This is a genomic window from Candidatus Brocadiia bacterium, assembly GCA_041658285.1.
GTDB lineage: Bacteria > Planctomycetota > MHYJ01 > JACQXL01 > JACQXL01 > JBBAAP01.
Genome location: JBBAAP010000009.1, coordinates 83,647 through 101,260, shown reverse-complemented (window position 1 = coordinate 101,260; position 17,614 = coordinate 83,647). Strand labels below are relative to the sequence as shown.

Here is a 17,614-nt window from a genome sequence, read left to right as displayed (position 1 = left end):
AGCTTGACAATGAAAGTGGGCAGTATTATTATCGTACCAGAATGTATAACACATCTACTGGAAGATTCAGCGGCAGGGATTCGGTAGAATATGAAGGCGGAGTGAATTTGTATAGCTATGTGGGGAGCAACCCTGCGAATAATATAGACCCCTTTGGGGAATTATGGCTCACAGCGCCAACAGCCTCTACTGGCACAGTATTCCAGGCTGCGAACGGCCCAACAGTTGCTTCTTCGGATAGCACACAATCTTCGTCGACAACTTCAACAGCATCTGATGATATACACATACCACTACCAGGAGACCCTCGTGACATAACAAACGCTGGACAGAATCAAATGGCACAAACTCCTGTTAAACCGGTGCTTAGAAAATCAGAAGATGCTCCAAAAAGATGTAAATATTTGTCAACCGAGAAATATTTTACAGGATCTATCTATTATTCCACTTGTAAATGTCCGAAATATATGGATATAATATACGCCGGAGTTAAAAGAGGTGAGTGTCCTCTCAAGGAAATTAATTTTCATGGTTTTTGGGTACATCCTTCAAGTTGTTCGTGTTATTATAAGTGTGAATGGAAAGCTCCGGGTGCAACCATACCTTTTTATTTAGAAGAAACTCTAAAGAGTAGTAATAAAGAATCTGGTGTTGAATTTTATACGGAACAGAAAAAATAGGTAGAGTAAGATGGGATTTAAACCAAGCCGGAAAGTCACAAGGATGATATTAATTCCTATGGGCGCTATCCTTGTGGGGCTTCTCTTTTTTTCTGTTCCGCAAGTTGGAGGCAGGATAGGAGTTCAGTATCACCGTTGGATGATACTTATACGTGGTGAAAACGAATTCACCTTTGGGTCTTCTCATATATCAGGCATGTCTCAATACCCTGAATACTCAATGTCTTATATCAAAGGATGGTTTAAGGATAAAAAACTCTTCTATCGGCGCATTGCACTTGAGATATTTAATGATACAGGGAAGTCAGGAGTGATTTATTTGGAACAAAATCCATCTGTCAAAAAAGAGTTAAATGATATACTTCTAAAAATATTTGAGGCTGATGATAACGAAGGGTATCCTTGGGTTAGGCTTGAGACATGGAGAGCTTTGGTAAGACTACAGGGTGATAAAGTAGTCGAATACGCCCGTAACTCTCTTCGGGATAAAAGCGGTCTTGTTCGGGATGCCGCGACCGAATTATTAATTCGCCATAATGATAATGATAAAAGCATAATTTCTAATCTAATAATAATACTTAAATTATGCATTTTAATAGAGGCTAAGGATATTGTCAACCTGCGCCGCCTGCAAGGAGACCGAATGGTGGTTGCTAGGTTTTATGAGAAAGATGGTTTATTGGGAGCTCGATTTGATTTTGATTCTGATGATAAAGATATTTGGATTAACACTTATTATCGTGAAGACTGGATTAAGAATAGAAAAGCCGCTCAATATCTTACAAGGATGATAGGAGTATTAGATTGGTGTGATATAACCAACGGAATAGATAAAGAAAAGATTAATAGGTTAGAACTATGGTGGAATACAAATAATCAATATTTATATTGGTCTGAAAAAGAGGGGCATTTTGTTGTTGACCAGGAAGCCAAGGCGGCTGGTATCCCGACCGAAGAATACCGCAAGACCCACCCCTGGTCCAAAGAGGATAAATCTAACGAACAACCTAAATGATAAAGACTGTGAATGGAACAGTCTATGACGTATTAGGCCGCCTTTTGGAGGCCCGTTGCCATCTGGTGACCCCGGCCCGCGTGGTTAGGTACGCCTATTTTGACGACGGCACGGGCGCGCTTATGGCCACCTACATTACCCCGTTCCTGGATGATAATCTATATGTCAACAGGTATGTAGACAGTAACTGGCAGACCTACTACTATATGCACGACGGGCTCGGTTCGGTTTCGAATATCATCAGCTCATCCAACGTCCTCAAGAAGAACTACCAGTATTACGCCTTCGGCGAGATGAAGTCAGAGACCGGCAACGGCTTGGCCAATAGATATAAGTTTACCGGCAGGGAGCTTGACAATGAAAGTGGGCAGTATTATTATCGTACCAGAATGTATAACACATCTACTGGAAGATTCAGCGGCAGGGATTCGGTAGAATATGAAGGCGGAGTGAATTTGTATAGCTATGTGGGGAGTAACCCTGTGAATAATACAGACCCGTATGGTTTGCTATGGCTTACAGCGCCAACAGTTTATGCCAGCACTGTGTTCCAGGCTATAAATGGACAAAACAACGATGATGAGGAGCCAGAACCTCCGTCTCCGGATGTTTATACTAAAACACAAGGAACTTATGGAAAATATAAAAAATCAGATATAGAGATAGTAATTACAGAACGTCTTGACGGTACATCACAGACTAGTAAAAAAGAAAAACGAAAAGTATCTTGTCAAGAATGGTTCTTCGTGGAAGTAACAGTAATTACAGAGTTTGCGCCAGGTACTTCATGTGAGTCTTTAGCAGCACCTATTGCAGGAACTGGTGCGACTCAAATCGGAAGTGTTTGTATTGGCGGCGCAGCTACTTTAGTTTATCAAGTTGGCGCGCGGAGATGTGTAGAAAATGAACAAGGATTAAAAATGAATAGATTCCAATATGTATCATGGAGATGTGATGACGTTTTTTGGAGTTCGGGGCATGGCCCGGCTACTCCGACGGTGGTGAAATGTAATTACGAAGGGAAAATCTGGTGTGATTATCAAGTGCCTTAAAAATGTTATAATTAAAAAGGAGGTAAAAATGAAACCGATGCTTATATTTTGCGCTATAATTTTTACGCTGAGTTTTAATGCATGCTGTAATAGACTTGAAACAAGAGAAGAAACGATAAAAATAGAATTCCTTCTGGAGGCACCAAAAGATATTTTATCAGTGGCTTTAGACAATGAGCAGGTAACCCCCAAGGGATACAAATGGATTAAATACAAAAATGTGAAAGAGTTAGTTGGGGTTAAATCCATTTGGGATATAGATGATATTAAGGATTGCTATATGGAATATAATTCAGATGTTAAATCCTACAAAGTATTTTTTATATTTAAAAGTATGGATGCAACAAGTATTCTTGTAAATAAGGATGAAAGGGCGTTGTTTTTAGTTATTGGTGAATCTCTATGTGTTAGGGGATTGCCGAGAGTAACAACACCTATCTCTGAACTGGTATTCGCAGGTCCTAGCCTAACTAAGGAAGAGGCGGAAACCATTGTAAAAGCTGTTAATTCACATGGCGGGAGAGGCAGGACAGACCACTGATTTTAATGTAGCGGGACATACCTGTAGGTGCGACAAACATCAGGAATGAGAGTGTAACCTCCCAAAGTGACAAAAACCGTCACTTTTTGCCTAAAATCTGGGCTTTTTAGAGGGTAAATTGACAAAAATTGCCAGTGCACAAGCCTGCAAAATACAAAAACCAACTCTCCTTCCGTTAGGATAATTCCTTTTTGCCTGTAAATTAATAGGCTTAGACCTGCGGACTGAGCCATTTTTGCCTGTAAGTTAAGGGACTTAGACCTGCGGACTAGGCCATTTTTGCCTGTAAGTTAAGGGACTTAGACCTGCGGACTAGGCCATTTTTGCCTGTAAGTTAAGGGATTTAGACCTGCGGACTAGGCCATTTTTGCCTGTAAGTTAAGGGACTTAGACCTGCGGACTAAGTCGTTTTTACCTGTAAGTTAAGGCACTTAGACCTGCGGACTAAGAGTCTTATAGTATTGGGATAAAAGTTTGCTGGTGGGGTAAGGCCGAATAACCCGGGGGGGATATACGGGGAGGGGAGTCCTCCCGGAGGGGGTGGGGGGTGGTCTCTGAATACGTAAAGGCTAATTAAACCACCTTTTCTTGATTTTTGCAGCTAATAAAATATTCTTATTCCTTATTGTATTATTATGAAAGAGATTCCTCCCGAAATTAAAGGTTTTATTGTATATTTTCTGGCTAATCTTTTGCAAAGAAAGGCTGGGGAAAAGCCAGTATATACGATAAATGACATAACAAAAGAAATCGTATCCAATCCTAACAATGCTCGTTTATATTCTTTCCGTGCTGGGCTATACATCTTGGATGGTAAAGACGATCAGGCGTTATCTGATTATAATAAAGCAATAGAATTAAATCCAGATGATCCCGAATTGTATCTTTTGCGAAGCGGGTTATATGTTTTATCCCCAAAAAAGGCAGATGTCGATAAAGCACTAGCTGACTTAGATAAAGCCGTGTCTTTAAAACCAGATAATCCCGATTTGTATTCATTTCGCGCTTCGATTTATGGGATATTTGATAAATCCAATGATGCCCTTCAGGATTATAACAAAATAATTGAATTGAATCCAAAATCACTAGAGGGTTATATTCGTCGGGCGTTATTTTATTTCGCGCGGGCAAAATTCCCCGAAGCCGAAGCGGACATAAATAAAACCATTGAGTTAGCCCCGGGTGACTCCGATTTGTATATTAACAGGGCGCAATTTTATGAAATGCTCGGTCGTGAGGAGGAGGCACTGGCGGATTATGATAAGGCAATTGGATTATCTCCGGACGCTTCTAAATTATATCTTGAACGGGCAGAGTTCCACCGGAAATATGGCAACGACGAGCAGGCTTTAGCCGATTATCGTAAAACAATAGAATTGAATCCCAAATTCGGTTGGGCATATGCCAAATTAGCTGAGTTTTATCAGGGAACAAATCATCTTGATGATGCGTTAGAGACCTACCAGAAAATGATTTCGGCAGACCCACAAAATCCATGGGTTTATCTAAAACGGGCAGAATTCCATTATCGTCAAAAGGCGTTTGACCAATCACTCAAAGACCTGCAGAGCGCTATTGACCTTGAACCGCAAAAGTCACGCGGTTATTTCCTCAAAGGATTAACACTTCTGGCGCAGCGTGGATATACTGATGCGGCTGAGAGTTTTCAATCCGCTCTTAAATGCCCGTTTGATGCTTTTGACCAGATTGTTCGCGAGCCGCATATGATAAAATTCTATCAAACCTGGGCTATGGGATTAGCTTCTTATTACGAAAAGGATAATCTTGATGAGGCAGCTAAATATTTTCTTGTTACCAAAGAGCACTTTAAAGACTTGCCTTTGGGTGAAAAGACTAAACCGGATACTCGTTATGTAGAGCATCTAATTGATATTTATCTTCAGATTATTCCGTTAGACGCTAAACTTAAAAAGATATTAAGCAAGCCTGCAGAACTGCCCGATAAAACGCCTATTTTAGAAGGGCTGAAAGAACAATTTAGCGGTATGGTCAAACTTACCGACCAGAATCATAAAGAAGCATTGTCTTTATTGGCAACAAAGCGGGATATCTGCCGATTGCTTCTGCCGCCGGATAATCCTGCTGGAGTCAGTTCCCAAGAAACCGATGATTTAATAAATAAAATTAAGGAAACCTTGGTGACTCTTAAATACACTAAAGCCGATGAACTTATTCGCATTCTTCGGGAAAATCGTATACGGTTAGAAGCGGAAAAACCATTTACCCCAGAACTTGCTAAGGTTGGCGAGATGGCAGACGGAATGATGACATTTGATTCTACCCAGCATCTCGTGTCAGAGAAACTAGGTAAATTAATCCGAGTTCCTGAAGAAGTTGAAGTAGAAGAAACGCTTGACCCTAAGACCGGCCAGTATATCCAGACCAAACGCCGGTTGAAATTCCGTTTTGTGGCTGAGACGGAATTTGCGCCGCCCGGGTTTGGTAAAATCACACGCAAAGCCCCGCCGATAGTCAAGCCTAATTTAGTTGATATTAAAACACTTATAATGAAACTTCGCAAAGAATCTGGTGAAATTATCCCGCCGGTTGCTAAAGAGGTAATGATGAGTTTTATCCACAATAACCTGGCGGTCAAAATAGAGGTTTTTATCAAGGACAAATGGTTGCAGATAGGCGAATTCAGCCCGTCGCAACTTCCGGGTTTTGAGCACACCCAGGGCGACGAGCCGCTTATGGCCTGGAATCTGCTGGTGGCTTTTGCCCTTAGCGCGCCCAACGGCCAACCGGCGCCGGAAGGCGAAACCAAGGATGAAACCCGCAAAAAGAAGAACGCCTTTTACAAGCAGGTTGACCGGTTGAACGAGAAATTGCAGGCCCTTCTGGGTATTACTGATAAAGCTATCGTCCGGGACACAACCACCGGCAATTATAAATCGGTTATCCGCCTTTTTGCCTCTAAACACAGCACCATAGAATAGCCTTCGCTTGCACGACTACGAAAAGATAAAGTCAAATGCCCTTTGGCCCCCGGAAAGGGGATGAAGTCTAAATCCATGATGGTATGCCCTATAACGTTTTCCTAAATTCCTGTTAACAGCATTTTCTTCTTCTATAGCCGTGGCTTGAGATAGTCTTTTATCCCAATTTATTACTTTTATTCTATCAGGTCCTTTTTTAAGGAGGTCTATTAATTCTATATCATCAGGATTCAAACTACAACCAATTATAATCAACTCATCGGCATTTTTTAACCTGCTTTCGGCAACATCCCAGATTGATTTCAAAGACGGATTAAGCTCTTTCCTTCCGGGTGGAACAATACAAACCGAGGAGCCGTCTCTGGTATACTTCGGGCGTATTGCCCCACGGAGTACTGTGATTTTATCTCCTGTGAGTTGCCAGTTTAATGAGCCGTGTAGATGGTAAACTGAAAAAATCTGGTCAGGTAATAACCGAAGCGAAATGTCGTTATCAAATAGTTTAAATTCGTCTCTTATGCCATAATCAATACGTCCATTATTAATCAGAAGTACCTCCCTATCAAGGTATAAATCATAATTCAAGGTCATAAAGAAATCATCTTTATTTAACCGGCCATCAAGCAATAAGGTTTTAAATAATGAAGGTTCTCTTATTACGTTACCATTAATGTAATTATGAATATAAGCAACATCACTTTGAGTGGTATCAGCTAATAATTCATATATTGCGGAATGAACCGAATCCAAGAGTGTATTTTGGACTTCTTTAGGAAATTTATATGATATGTCCATTAGGTCTTCAATATTTGCGTCATACAGTTGTTTCTCACCTCCTATATGAGGAATGACCGATTCTTTAATTCTCTGATATAATGCAGGGTTACGACCGCCCAATAATTTTAAGAAATCATCGGAAAGGGGGGCTCCGGGATATTCCGCCCTTGTTGCTCCTGCGCCGATTAAGAATGCTCTACTCATATAACTATAAAATAACTCTTTGATAGGGGTTGGTCAAGGAAATGCCTTAACAAAGCTCATATTAACCCTATTAACTGCTGACAAAGGGGTCTATCAGGTCAGTGGTTTGTCCGATGTCCGCAAAAATCCTGCCAAGATTTTACCTCCCAAATTAGTCTCAAACCCCTATATTTAGCCCTTTCCCAGCCGCTCCTTGCTGACAAACCTGACAAACTGGTCATATTTTCGGGTATAGGTAGAGGAAGAGAATAGTTCTCTTTCCAATGCCCAAATGGGCAAGGAGGTAGTTATGGCACGGATAATACAATGTTGGGCCTGCGGCAAGTCCGCAGACAGTCCCGCACTTATGCGGGGTAAGGCTTTACCACAGCGCACCAAAGCGAACCTGGTTTGCCACTGGTCCGGGTTATGCCGTCAGTGCGTGGATAGCGCTGGTCCAGGTGATACGGCTGATACCGGGTATCAGTCCTGTAAGGAATGCGGGAAGCCGTTGCCGGGCGGGGAGAGCGTATCCGCGGTTGCGGCCCGGGCCATAGGCTATTGCTGGTATTGCTACCAGGCAAGGTTTGCGCCGCCCGCAAGACGGGTAAGCCTTGCGCCGGTCAGGCGGCGGCAGGGCGGCAAATGGGTTGATATCAGGTTGTTGATGTCCTGGTGGCCGGACAATGCCCATGTCAGGCAAGGCGAAAGGAAAGAGGTTCTGGAAAGTATGCGATTACTTAAGGAGGAAACAGATGAATAGGCTAAAGGGTCGGATTGTCGGGTTTCGGCGGGTAACGCCGGCAGGTAAGGCGCGTTACTTTTTCTGCCGCCTGCCGGAGCGGCCGGTTTGACCCGGGCCTTAGCGTGGTTCGGAATTTATATTCCGTTGTTCGTTATACGAACTACGCAAAACAAACAACGAACAACGGGGAGGTAAGATTTTATGGCTACAATCGTTAGTAAGGTGTTGTTGTTTGTGCCGCTGGACTTGGCGGAAGCGCCGGAGCATATGACCAATGACTGGCGCGACAGCTTGAAGTCCAAGGCCGGGGTGATGGACCAAAAGCGGAAGCTGATTATCCCGGATGAGATGGCCTATAAGACCAAACTGGCCGGGCCGTCGGCCGAAGGGTTTGCGCCTCTGATTGCGCCGACCTTTAAGTCCAGGAGCGGTAAGACCCGCGATGATATTGTCAACGCACAGCAGGAAAACGTGCTGGCGACTTTCAGCGCCTACGAGGAGGCCTTGATACGGGCTTTTGAAGAGGTTGAAGGCGAGGTTGCCAAGCGTTTCAAAGAGGCGGTTGACAACGCGGCTGACCTTTACAGCACCCGGGTGGCCAAGCGGACACTGCCTTTCACGGGGGAGAAAACTATCGGTAAATCAGTAGTCGGCATTGCGCCGCTCTGGCTGACCGATGACCCGACCGCAGAAGGGCTTATCCGGGCGGTTGACCAGGTGCTTCAGGGCGGACCGCGCAACGTGGCGCAGACGACCCTGGTTGACACCAGAGCCGCTCTTAAGGCGGCTCTGGCCCAGCAACTGCTCAAAGGCGGCGTGATTATCGTGACCGGTAAGTTCCAGGCTTCTGCAATCCAGAAGGAAAACGACGCCATTAATGCGATAATCAAGGGCTTGCAAGATTCCACGGTATATACTTTGTTCGCCACGGGCGGCGATAGTCATTGCGACTACGTCATCCTGGACGGCAAGTTATACCTGGAAATCCAGGTGTCGATACCGTAACCAAGTAAGATCCCGGCGTAATAACCGGGATGAGACCCAGTAATGCCCCGCCCCGATTAAACCCGGGGCGGCGGCTAACTGGCTCTAAAGGAGATTGAATTATGTTAAAACCTAATGAAGTAACAACCTCAAAGATAGCGACATACGCGGTGACGGAATCCAAGATTGCTAAGGACTCTGTTACCAATGATAAAATCAAGGATGGAGCCGTTGCCACATCCAAGATAGGCGAGAAACAGGTGACCGGGGAAAAGATAGCTGACCGGGCCGTCACAACGGCAAAGATAGTGGATGGGGCTGTCACCGGCTCAAAGATTGCGGACGGAGCCGTGACACGTGACAAGATTAGCGACGGCGTTCTGGGCAGGCCGCTTACTCCTCCGGTAGCCACCACCGAGATTGCCGATGCCTCTGTTACCGAGGCCAAGCTCCAGAATAACTCCGTCTCCACGGATAAAGTCAAGGACGGCGCAATAACCGGAGCCAAGATAGCCCAGAACACCATCACCCAGGGAGATATCGCCGCCAATGCCGTCGGCACCGGAGAACTCAGGGATTCTGCGGTAACTACGCCTAAGATATTGGATGGCGCGGTGACTCCGGCCAAGCTTTCCTTTACTCCGGGCGGGGTGACACGACCATTGACACCGCCAATAGAAAACGCAGAAATCGCAGGAGACGCAGTAACCGCCGAAAAGATAGCAACAGGCGCTGTTACCAATGCGAAGATAGCGGACCGGGCCGTGGATTGGGTCAAGATTGCCTTGGCCTGTATCAATCACGAACTGCTCTATAATCTGGCTCCGCCCACGGACGGGCAAATCCTGTCTTTCGATGCGGCCACCGGCAAGTTCAATTGGATTGCTCCGCCTACCGGCGGTGCGGGAGGGATGCAGTTGACCCTGTTACCTTCGCAGCCCTTGGTCTTCTCCGAGAACTCGATGGCGGACATTGACCAACTGATAGACCTGTCAACCGTTATTCCGGTAACGGCACAGGCGGTGCTGGTGGAAATCCAGTTAAACGCCATGTCTGTGCCGGTGGGTATGGAGCAGATACTGACGGTCCTTGGCCGCCGTTCTGGCTCTGACTATGGGAATTCAACCATACATTTCATCTGGCAGAATATGGTGGGGATGAATAACAATGCCTATAAAGAATGTATGCTTGCTGTCGATGCACTGAGACAGTTGAGAGTTCTCGCCACTAAAAATGGCGTATTCACAAGTATCAATATCTGGATAAGAGGTTGGATAGAGTAATTTAGCCACGAATTAACACGAATGGACACTAAAAATCTTTGTGTTCTTCGTGCCTCCGCCTGACTGACGCCCGCCCGGACGAATTTCCGTTCGGACAGGTAGTCGGTCAGGTTCGTAGTGAAATTAGTTTTTTGTGGTTAACAACCGGTAATTTATCTCTTTTTCTTGACCGACCGGAAGACATCGGTATGATTGTTAAAACATTTGGTCACTAATTTCGCAATCCGTAGAGATGTGGGTGAAGGGTTATGATTGAAATCAGAATTCACGGCCGCGGCGGACAGGGCGCGGTTATCGCTTCGGAAATATTAGCGGATTCTTTCTTTGCCCAGGGCCAGTCGGTCCAGACCTTCCCGGAATTCGGCGTGGAACGGCGCGGCGCTCCGGTGGCCGCTTACCTGCGCATCGATACCAAACCCATTCGGTTGCGTTGCCGCATCTATAAGCCGGACCATATCGTGGTGCTTGACCCGGTGCTCCTTAATTCGGTTGACGTGACGGTCGGGCTCAAGGACGGCGGCTGGATTCTGATTAACAGCAATAAGGAACCGGACCAGATGAAGTTCCCCAAACGGTTCAACGTGGCCACGGTGGACGCCACCGGGGTGGCCATCAAGTACCGGCTGGGCGCGCGGACGGCTCCTATCGTCAATACGGCCATCTTGGGCGCGGTCTGTCGCCTGCCGCTGGCCGTCAAGCTGAATATAGACACCCTGCGCAAGGCCATCAGCGAGGGCGTGCCGTTTGACCCGGCGACCAATGTCAAGGCCGCGGAAGAGGCGGCTAAAATAGTCAAAAGCAATAATAAACTATTGGAACTATCCCGCTGAAGCGGGATTGTGCAAAAAAGAGATCGCACTTATGAAAAAACTACCGCCCTGGGCTATTTCGTTCGATTCGACCCTTTATAACAAGACCGGTTCCTGGCGCAATTTCCGGCCGGTTTATGAGAACAAACTGCCGCCGTGCAACGACGCCTGTCCGGCCGGCGAGCAAATCCAGGGCTACATCGACCTGCTTAACAACAATCAATACCGCCAGGCTTGGGAACTGTTGACCAAGAACAATCCGTTGCCGGCCACCTGCGGCAGGGTGTGTTTCCATCCCTGCGAGACGGCCTGTAACCGGGCGACATACGATGAGGCCATCGCGGTGCATAATATCGAGCGTTTCATCGGCGATTACGGACTGAGCCATAAGCTGTCGTTCAAGCGGCCGGCCAAGCGCAAGTCTAAAAAGGTGGCCATCGTGGGCGGCGGACCGGCCGGGCTTTCCTGCGCTTACCAGTTGGCTTTGATGGGCTACCGGCCGACCATACTCGAGGCTTCATCGCGGCTGGGCGGATTGCTGACCAACGCCATACCTTCATACAGATTACCCAAGCGGGTTGCCCAGGCCGAGATAGACCGGATTGTCAGGCTGGGCGTCAATGTCAAGACCAATTTCAGGTTGGGCCGGAACGAGTCGTTTGCCGGGCTGACCTGCGAATACGACGCCATATTCATCGCCACCGGCGCTTACATAGAACGCAAGCTGGGCATTGCGGGCGAGGATAACCATAACGTCATCCCGGCTCTGGAGTTCCTGGATATGCTGGCCCGTGGGCGAAAGCCCAAGCTGGGCCGTGAAATCGCGGTCATCGGCGGCGGCAACGCGGCTATGGACGCGGCCCGGAGCCTGCTCCGGATGGGTAAGGACCCATTGATTATCTACCGCCGGACCAAGGGCGAGATGCCGGCCATACCTGACGAGATTCACGAAGCCGAGGAGGAGAAGATACCGTTCCTGTTCCTGACGGCTCCGGTTAAGATATTGACCAAGGGTTCGAAGATAACCGGGTTGGAATGCATCCGGATGAAGCTGGGGCCGGTGGACAAGTCCGGCCGGCGGTCGCCGGTGCCGATAAAGGGTTCTAATTTTAAGGTCAAGCTGGACGGCATCATCACGGCCATCGGCGAGATGGCTGAGACCTCGTTCCTGCCGCCGGGCGTGTTGAATGACGGCTGGATACGGGCCGACGGCAACGGCATGACCGTGGTCAACGGCGTGTTCGTGGGCGGCGACGCGCTGACCGGGCCGCGCACGGTGGTTGAGGCCATTGGGGCCGGCAAGCGGGCGGCCTTTGCCATCAACGAATACCTGGTCAAGGGTAAGCTCAACCAGCCGCAACCCAAGACAACCAAGCCGGTGGCCTTTGAGGAACTCAATACGGCTTACTTCGAAGTGGCGCCGCGGATGGATATGCAGAAATTGCCGGTCAACAAGCGGACCAGCAGTTTTGACGAGGTGCTCCAGGGATACAAGGACGAGACATTACATAAAGAATCGACCCGTTGCTTCAGTTGCGGGGTATGCAATAAGTGTGACAACTGTTTTATTTTCTGTCCGGATATGGCCGTGCTCAAGAAGAAGTCCGGCTATGAGTTCAATTACGATTATTGCAAGGGTTGCGGCGTGTGCGTGACTGAATGCCCGCGCCGGGCCATAAGCTTAGTGGAAGAGAAGAGATAAATAATTTACCACGAAGGCACGAAAATACGAAAGTAGGAAAAAGAATAAGATAGTGGGAAAAGAAAAGGCTATTAGGATACCACGAAAGCGCGAAAGTGGGAAATAAGGAAAAGGATAAGATTTCTTAGGATATTAAGAAAGTACGAAAGAAGCGAAATATAGTTAAAAACGGATTAAATGGAATTTGACGAGCTGTCTAAGAAGATTATAGGCGCTGGAATTGAGGTGCATAAGAAACTGGGACCGGGTTTTCTGGAGTCGATATACCAAGCGGCATTGCCTATTGAATTGGCGAAAAGAGGGTTGCCGGTAGTCGAACAAAAGGAAATAAAGATATATTACGACGGAAAGGAAATAGGGGTTCATAGGCTTGATTTGATAGTTGATAATCAAGTCATTGTTGAGTTGAAAGCGGTGAAGGAATTCGATGAGTCGCATACAGCTCAGCTATTATCTTATTTGAAAGCAACAGGACTGAAGATTGGGCTTTTGCTCAATTTTGCCAAGCCTGTACTGGATATAAAAAGGATAGTAAATTAATTAATTTAGTGTTTTCTCAATTTCGTGTTTTCGTGGTAAAGGTATGAGAGAAGTAATTTCAGGTAATCATTGTGTATCTTACGGGGCGATGCTGTCCCGGGCGCAGGTGATATCGGCTTATCCGATAACGCCTCAGACTCAGATAGTCGAGATGCTCTCGGAGTTCTGCCGGACCGGGCGACTGAACGCTAAGTTCATTAAGGTTGAGTCTGAGCATTCGGCCATGGCCGCCTGCATCGGCGCTTCGCTGACCGGGGCCAGGGCCTTTACGGCTACCAGCGGACAGGGATTGCTGCTGATGCACGAGCTGATTCACTGGGCGGCCAACGCCCGTCTGCCCATCGTTATGGCCGATGTCAACCGCTCCATCGGTCCGGGCTGGAATATCTGGACCGAGCAGAACGATTCTCTTTCGCAGCGCGATACCGGCTGGATGCAGATTTACTGCGAATCCAACCAGGAAGTGATTGATACGGTCATTCAGGCCTTTCGGATTGCCGAGAAGGTCTACCTGCCGGTGATGGTGGTGCTGGACGCTTTTGTGCTTTCGCATACCTCCGAACCGGTCGATGTGCCGGACCAGAAGAAGGTGGACCGGTTCCTGCCGTCTTACAAGCCGGCCTTCCAACTGGACATCAATAAGCCTTCGTCATTCGGCGGACTGACCACGCCGGATTTTAATATGGAATTCAAATACCAGATAGAGCAGGCCATACAAAACGGTTTGGAAGTTGCCAAGCAGGTGGACCGCGATTTCGGGCGGGCCTTCGGACGTAGTTACGGAATCATTGAAGCGTACCGTTGCGACGGCGCGGACATCATCCTGCTGACCTCGGCGACCATAACCTCGACCAGCCGCGATGTGGTTGACGAGCTGCGCAAGAAGGGCGAAAAGGTCGGCTTGCTCAAGGTCAGGCTGTTCAGGCCGTTCCCGGCTAAGGCCATCAACGCAGTGCTCACCAAGACCAAGAAGGTGGCGGTGATAGACCGTAATAATTCTTTCGGCGTGGGCGGGATATTCTGCCAGGAGCTCAAGGCGGCGATGTGCAATACGCCACGGAAACCGCAGATATACAGTTATGTGGTGGGTATGGGCGGCCGAGACGTCACGCCGGATACGATAAAAGATATTTATTACCAGACCAAGAAGGCCAAAACACCGGCGGACAGGTCAATCTGGGTCGGGTTGAAGAAGGAATTGGTATGATATTCAAAGGTAATGTTCCGGACCAGGAATTCATGCGCTCGGGCCACGTGGCCTGCCCGGGTTGCGGCGGGGCACTGGCCATGAAGCTGGCTCTTAAGGCGCTGGGCAAGAAGACGATGATTGTATTGCCGGCCTGTTGCTGGTCCATCATTGACGGTCCGTTCCCGTATTCATCGGTGACGGTGCCGCTGGGCCATACCGCTTTTGAAACAGGCGGCTCAATGGCCTCGGGAGTACGCGCGGCGCTGGATATTCTGGGCAAGAAGGATATCACGGTCATGACCTGGGCCGGCGACGGCGGTACGTTTGACATCGGCTTGCAGGCTTTGTCCGGTGCGGCCGAGCGGCAGGAGAACTTTATTTACGTTTGCTATGATAATGAGGCTTATATGAATACCGGTATCCAGCGCAGTTCAGCTACGCCCTGGGGCGCCTGGACCACGACCACGCCGGCCCGGAAAGGGGAGCCCAAGAAGAATATTATGGACATTATGGTGGCGCACAAGGTGGCTTATGCGGCTACCGCTTCGGTGGCTTACCCGGACGATTTGGTCCGCAAGCTCCGGAAGGCCAAGTCGGTTACCGGCACCAGATTCATTCACATATTCGCGCCGTGCCTGCCCGGATGGAAGACATTGCCTGATTTATCGATTAAGCTGGCCCGGCAGGCGGTGCAGTCAAGGTATTTCCCGCTTTATGAGGTCGAGAACGGCATAAAATATACGCTTAATCTGCCTGACCCGCAAGAACCGCGGAACAAGCCTAAGTCTAAAGTACTTTCCCGTCCTGAGATTCTCCGGCAATATATCGGGGTTCAGGGCAGATTTAAGGGTTTAAGCGAAGAGGATATTAAAAATATCGAGAAAAACATTGACTTTTCGTGGGAAGTATTATTGAATAGGTGCAAAATTATAAAGGAGAAGTAAAATATAATGAAAGCAATAAAGTTGTTGAGTGTTCTTTGTGGATTGGGTCTGATTTTTGTGTTTAATACGCATTGCGGCAGCGCGCCGACCGTCGCCGAGGCGAAGTCGCTACCGGTAACCGAGGTGAAAGTGGAGCAACCGTCTGCCCCGGCACCTGCGGATAAAACAGGAGATAATCAGATGGAAGTTCTGAAACAGAACGCCAAGAAGTCGCTGGAACTGCTCCAGAAGATGAGCTACCCGGAATTATACACGAAGTATCTGGATCTTAAGACCAAGGAAGTGATAGATTTCGAGACGATGATAAGCCGTTTAAAAGGTATTCAGGCGGTTTATGTGGCCGAATCGCACACCACCGTGGCTCACCATGATTTGCAGCTCAAGGTGCTTAAGAGGATGCGCGAGCTTAACCCCAAGACGGCGCTGGCCATGGAATTCCTTTATCGTTCCAAACAGCAGATTACCGATGACTATATGAACGGCAAAATTAGTGATGAAGAGTTTGATACTAAGAGTGTGGATGGGTTTGGTGTGTATTATAAGTATTACATTGATATGTTGAGATACGCCAAGGTTAATAACATAAAGACTGTGGGCCTGAACGTGGAGAAACCGCTCAAGCAAAAGATGGCTAATATGGGCTGGGATAAGTTGACGCCCGAGGAACAGAAACTGATAGCCAAGGATATCGACACCTCTAACGAGGATCACCGTAAATTCGTGATGGATAAGTTCAAAGGTATGATGAACGCGATGGGGCCGATCAAGAACAACAGCATGCTGGATAGGTTCTACCTGATGCAGTGCATTTGGGATGAGACTTTTAGCGAGACCATTGCCAACCATCTTAAGGCGGCGAACGATAAAGACGCCCAGGTTATGATTGTGCTCGGCAGTGGCCATGTTGATTACAAGTTCAACACGCCGGACCGGGCTTACAAGCGCTACCAGGTGCCGTTCAGGACGATTGTCCCGGTCGAAACCAATAAGTTTAATTTGGTTGATTACAGCGAGCTGCTGTTTTCGACCATCGGTGATTTCGCTTATTTCTCGGATATGCCCAAAGGGGAATAGCGGATAATTCGGCCGGTTAACCGGTATTTTTCTTGACAGTACTTTAAAATAATCTATACATAGGTCTACTGGATTACAGGATTAGCTAAGGAGATTATATATGGCGCATAAAAAAGGCGGCGGTTCAAGCAGGAATGACCGGGACAGCAATGCCCAAAGCCGCGGCATCAAGCGTTTCGGCGGCGAATTGGTCAAGCCCGGCGGCATCATTGTCCGCCAGTGCGGCACGCTTCATAAACCGGGACGGAATGTGGATATTGGCCGTGATGATACACTTTATTCCCTTATCGCCGGTAAGGTTAAATTCGAAGGCGGCAAGAAGGTCAGTGTTTATCCGGTTGTTAATTAAAATATGGTAGAACTTGTATTAACATTTGAGCGTAAGCCGGTTAATACTTTCCACATCGATAAAGATACGATTCTTATCGGTCGCGACCCGACTTGCGACGTCAGGATAGACAATTCCGGGATTTCCCGCCATCATGCCAAGATTGAAAAGCAAAACGATGTTTACGTGCTTTCCGACCTGGGCAGCGGTAATGGGACGTTTGTCAAGGGCGAGAAAGTAACCAAGCATTACCTGAATGACGGCGATGAAATCGCCATCTGGAACTATTCGATATTTTTCAAGATACCTAAAAATGAGGTGGAAAAAGTCGATAAGTTTGATGTTCAGAAAATAGACCCTGAGCATACCATCGCGCTTAATGTCAAGCAGTTGGAACTTAAGCAGAAGGAAAGGGCCAGCCCGTTTACGGCTTACCTGACTTATCAGGAGAAAAAGCGCGACGTCAATTATTCGATAATGAAGTCAGCCACGTTTTTCGGCAAGTCATCCAAGTGTGAGTTTAAAATAAGCGGTTGGTTTATTCAGCCCCGGCATGCGATGATTATCCGTGACGAAATAGGATTCCGGTTCATCAACTTCAGCAAGAGCGCTCTGGGCAAAGTCAATAACCAGCCGGTCGATGACTATCGCCTTAAGGGCGGGGATGTCCTGGAAATAGGGGCTTTGAAGATAAAGTTCAATATGGGCCTGCCGCCTAAATAAATAGTCCGCAAAAGTCTATTATCGATAAGAAAAACAACACAAATCTTTCAGGCAACAATCAGGATTTTTCTGCGTCCGCGCAGGG

Annotated in this window: 17 protein-coding genes; 16 read left to right on the top strand and 1 reads right to left on the bottom strand. The window is 47.5% G+C overall.

Annotated elements, in window-relative coordinates:
* The 5 genes from WC980_08695 to WC980_08675 form a co-directional block, all read left to right on the top strand.
* The coding region (locus WC980_08695) for an RHS repeat-associated core domain-containing protein (protein MFA5795121.1) at positions 1 to 680 on the top strand (680 nt) is incomplete at its 5' end.
* 58 nt (positions 681 to 738) lie between these two features.
* Positions 739 to 1,695: a HEAT repeat domain-containing protein gene (locus tag WC980_08690; GenBank protein ID MFA5795120.1), complete on the top strand. Its 957-nt coding sequence runs from the start codon at positions 739 to 741 to the stop codon at positions 1,693 to 1,695.
* A 122-nt stretch (positions 1,696 to 1,817) separates the two neighbouring features.
* Positions 1,818 to 2,747, top strand: a complete 930-nt coding sequence (locus WC980_08685; protein MFA5795119.1) for an RHS repeat-associated core domain-containing protein — start codon at positions 1,818 to 1,820, stop codon at positions 2,745 to 2,747.
* A 28-nt stretch (positions 2,748 to 2,775) separates the two neighbouring features.
* Complete coding sequence (locus WC980_08680; protein ID MFA5795118.1) at positions 2,776 to 3,288, top strand: hypothetical protein; 513 nt, start codon at positions 2,776 to 2,778, stop codon at positions 3,286 to 3,288.
* A 635-nt stretch (positions 3,289 to 3,923) separates the two neighbouring features.
* Entirely contained in the window at positions 3,924 to 6,248 is a 2,325-nt protein-coding gene (locus tag WC980_08675) for a tetratricopeptide repeat protein (protein ID MFA5795117.1), read from the top strand.
* A gap of 15 nt (positions 6,249 to 6,263) precedes the next feature.
* Here WC980_08675 and WC980_08670 read toward each other — a convergent pair whose 3' ends face one another.
* Positions 6,264 to 7,229 carry a hypothetical protein gene (locus WC980_08670; protein ID MFA5795116.1) on the bottom strand — a complete coding sequence of 322 codons (966 nt, stop codon included), beginning with the start codon at positions 7,227 to 7,229 and terminating at the stop codon, positions 6,264 to 6,266.
* Between the two features lie 289 nt (positions 7,230 to 7,518).
* Between WC980_08670 and WC980_08665 the strand changes: the two genes are divergently transcribed.
* The 11 genes from WC980_08665 (at position 7,519) to WC980_08615 (ending at position 17,529) form a co-directional block, all read left to right on the top strand.
* A complete protein-coding gene (locus WC980_08665; GenBank protein ID MFA5795115.1) occupies positions 7,519 to 7,971 on the top strand; it encodes a hypothetical protein in 453 nt (150 codons plus the stop codon).
* A gap of 183 nt (positions 7,972 to 8,154) precedes the next feature.
* Positions 8,155 to 8,958, top strand: a complete 804-nt coding sequence (locus tag WC980_08660; protein ID MFA5795114.1) for a hypothetical protein — start codon at positions 8,155 to 8,157, stop codon at positions 8,956 to 8,958.
* Between the two features lie 101 nt (positions 8,959 to 9,059).
* On the top strand, positions 9,060 to 10,220 hold the full coding sequence (locus WC980_08655; protein ID MFA5795113.1) for a hypothetical protein: 1,161 nt from the start codon (positions 9,060 to 9,062) through the stop codon (positions 10,218 to 10,220).
* Positions 10,221 to 10,468: 248 nt separating this feature from the next.
* Positions 10,469 to 11,050, top strand: coding sequence for a 2-oxoacid:acceptor oxidoreductase family protein (locus WC980_08650; GenBank protein ID MFA5795112.1), 582 nt, complete (start codon positions 10,469 to 10,471; stop codon positions 11,048 to 11,050).
* 31 nt (positions 11,051 to 11,081) lie between these two features.
* Entirely contained in the window at positions 11,082 to 12,731 is a 1,650-nt protein-coding gene (locus tag WC980_08645; GenBank protein MFA5795111.1) for an NAD(P)-binding protein, read from the top strand.
* Positions 12,732 to 12,908: 177 nt separating this feature from the next.
* Positions 12,909 to 13,271, top strand: a complete 363-nt coding sequence (locus WC980_08640) for a GxxExxY protein (GenBank protein MFA5795110.1) — start codon at positions 12,909 to 12,911, stop codon at positions 13,269 to 13,271.
* A 43-nt stretch (positions 13,272 to 13,314) separates the two neighbouring features.
* Complete coding sequence (locus tag WC980_08635) at positions 13,315 to 14,478, top strand: transketolase C-terminal domain-containing protein (protein ID MFA5795109.1); 1,164 nt, start codon at positions 13,315 to 13,317, stop codon at positions 14,476 to 14,478.
* Complete coding sequence (locus WC980_08630) at positions 14,475 to 15,404, top strand: thiamine pyrophosphate-dependent enzyme (protein MFA5795108.1); 930 nt, start codon at positions 14,475 to 14,477, stop codon at positions 15,402 to 15,404. The genes WC980_08635 and WC980_08630 overlap by 4 nt, the downstream gene beginning before the upstream one ends.
* Positions 15,405 to 15,410: 6 nt before the next feature.
* Complete coding sequence (locus WC980_08625) at positions 15,411 to 16,478, top strand: ChaN family lipoprotein (GenBank protein MFA5795107.1); 1,068 nt, start codon at positions 15,411 to 15,413, stop codon at positions 16,476 to 16,478.
* Between the two features lie 100 nt (positions 16,479 to 16,578).
* Positions 16,579 to 16,827 (top strand): 50S ribosomal protein L27, encoded by a 249-nt coding sequence (gene rpmA / locus WC980_08620; protein MFA5795106.1) that lies wholly within the window; start codon positions 16,579 to 16,581, stop codon positions 16,825 to 16,827.
* A 3-nt stretch (positions 16,828 to 16,830) separates the two neighbouring features.
* Positions 16,831 to 17,529 (top strand): FHA domain-containing protein, encoded by a 699-nt coding sequence (locus WC980_08615; GenBank protein ID MFA5795105.1) that lies wholly within the window; start codon positions 16,831 to 16,833, stop codon positions 17,527 to 17,529.
* Positions 17,530 to 17,614: the final 85 nt, after the last annotated feature.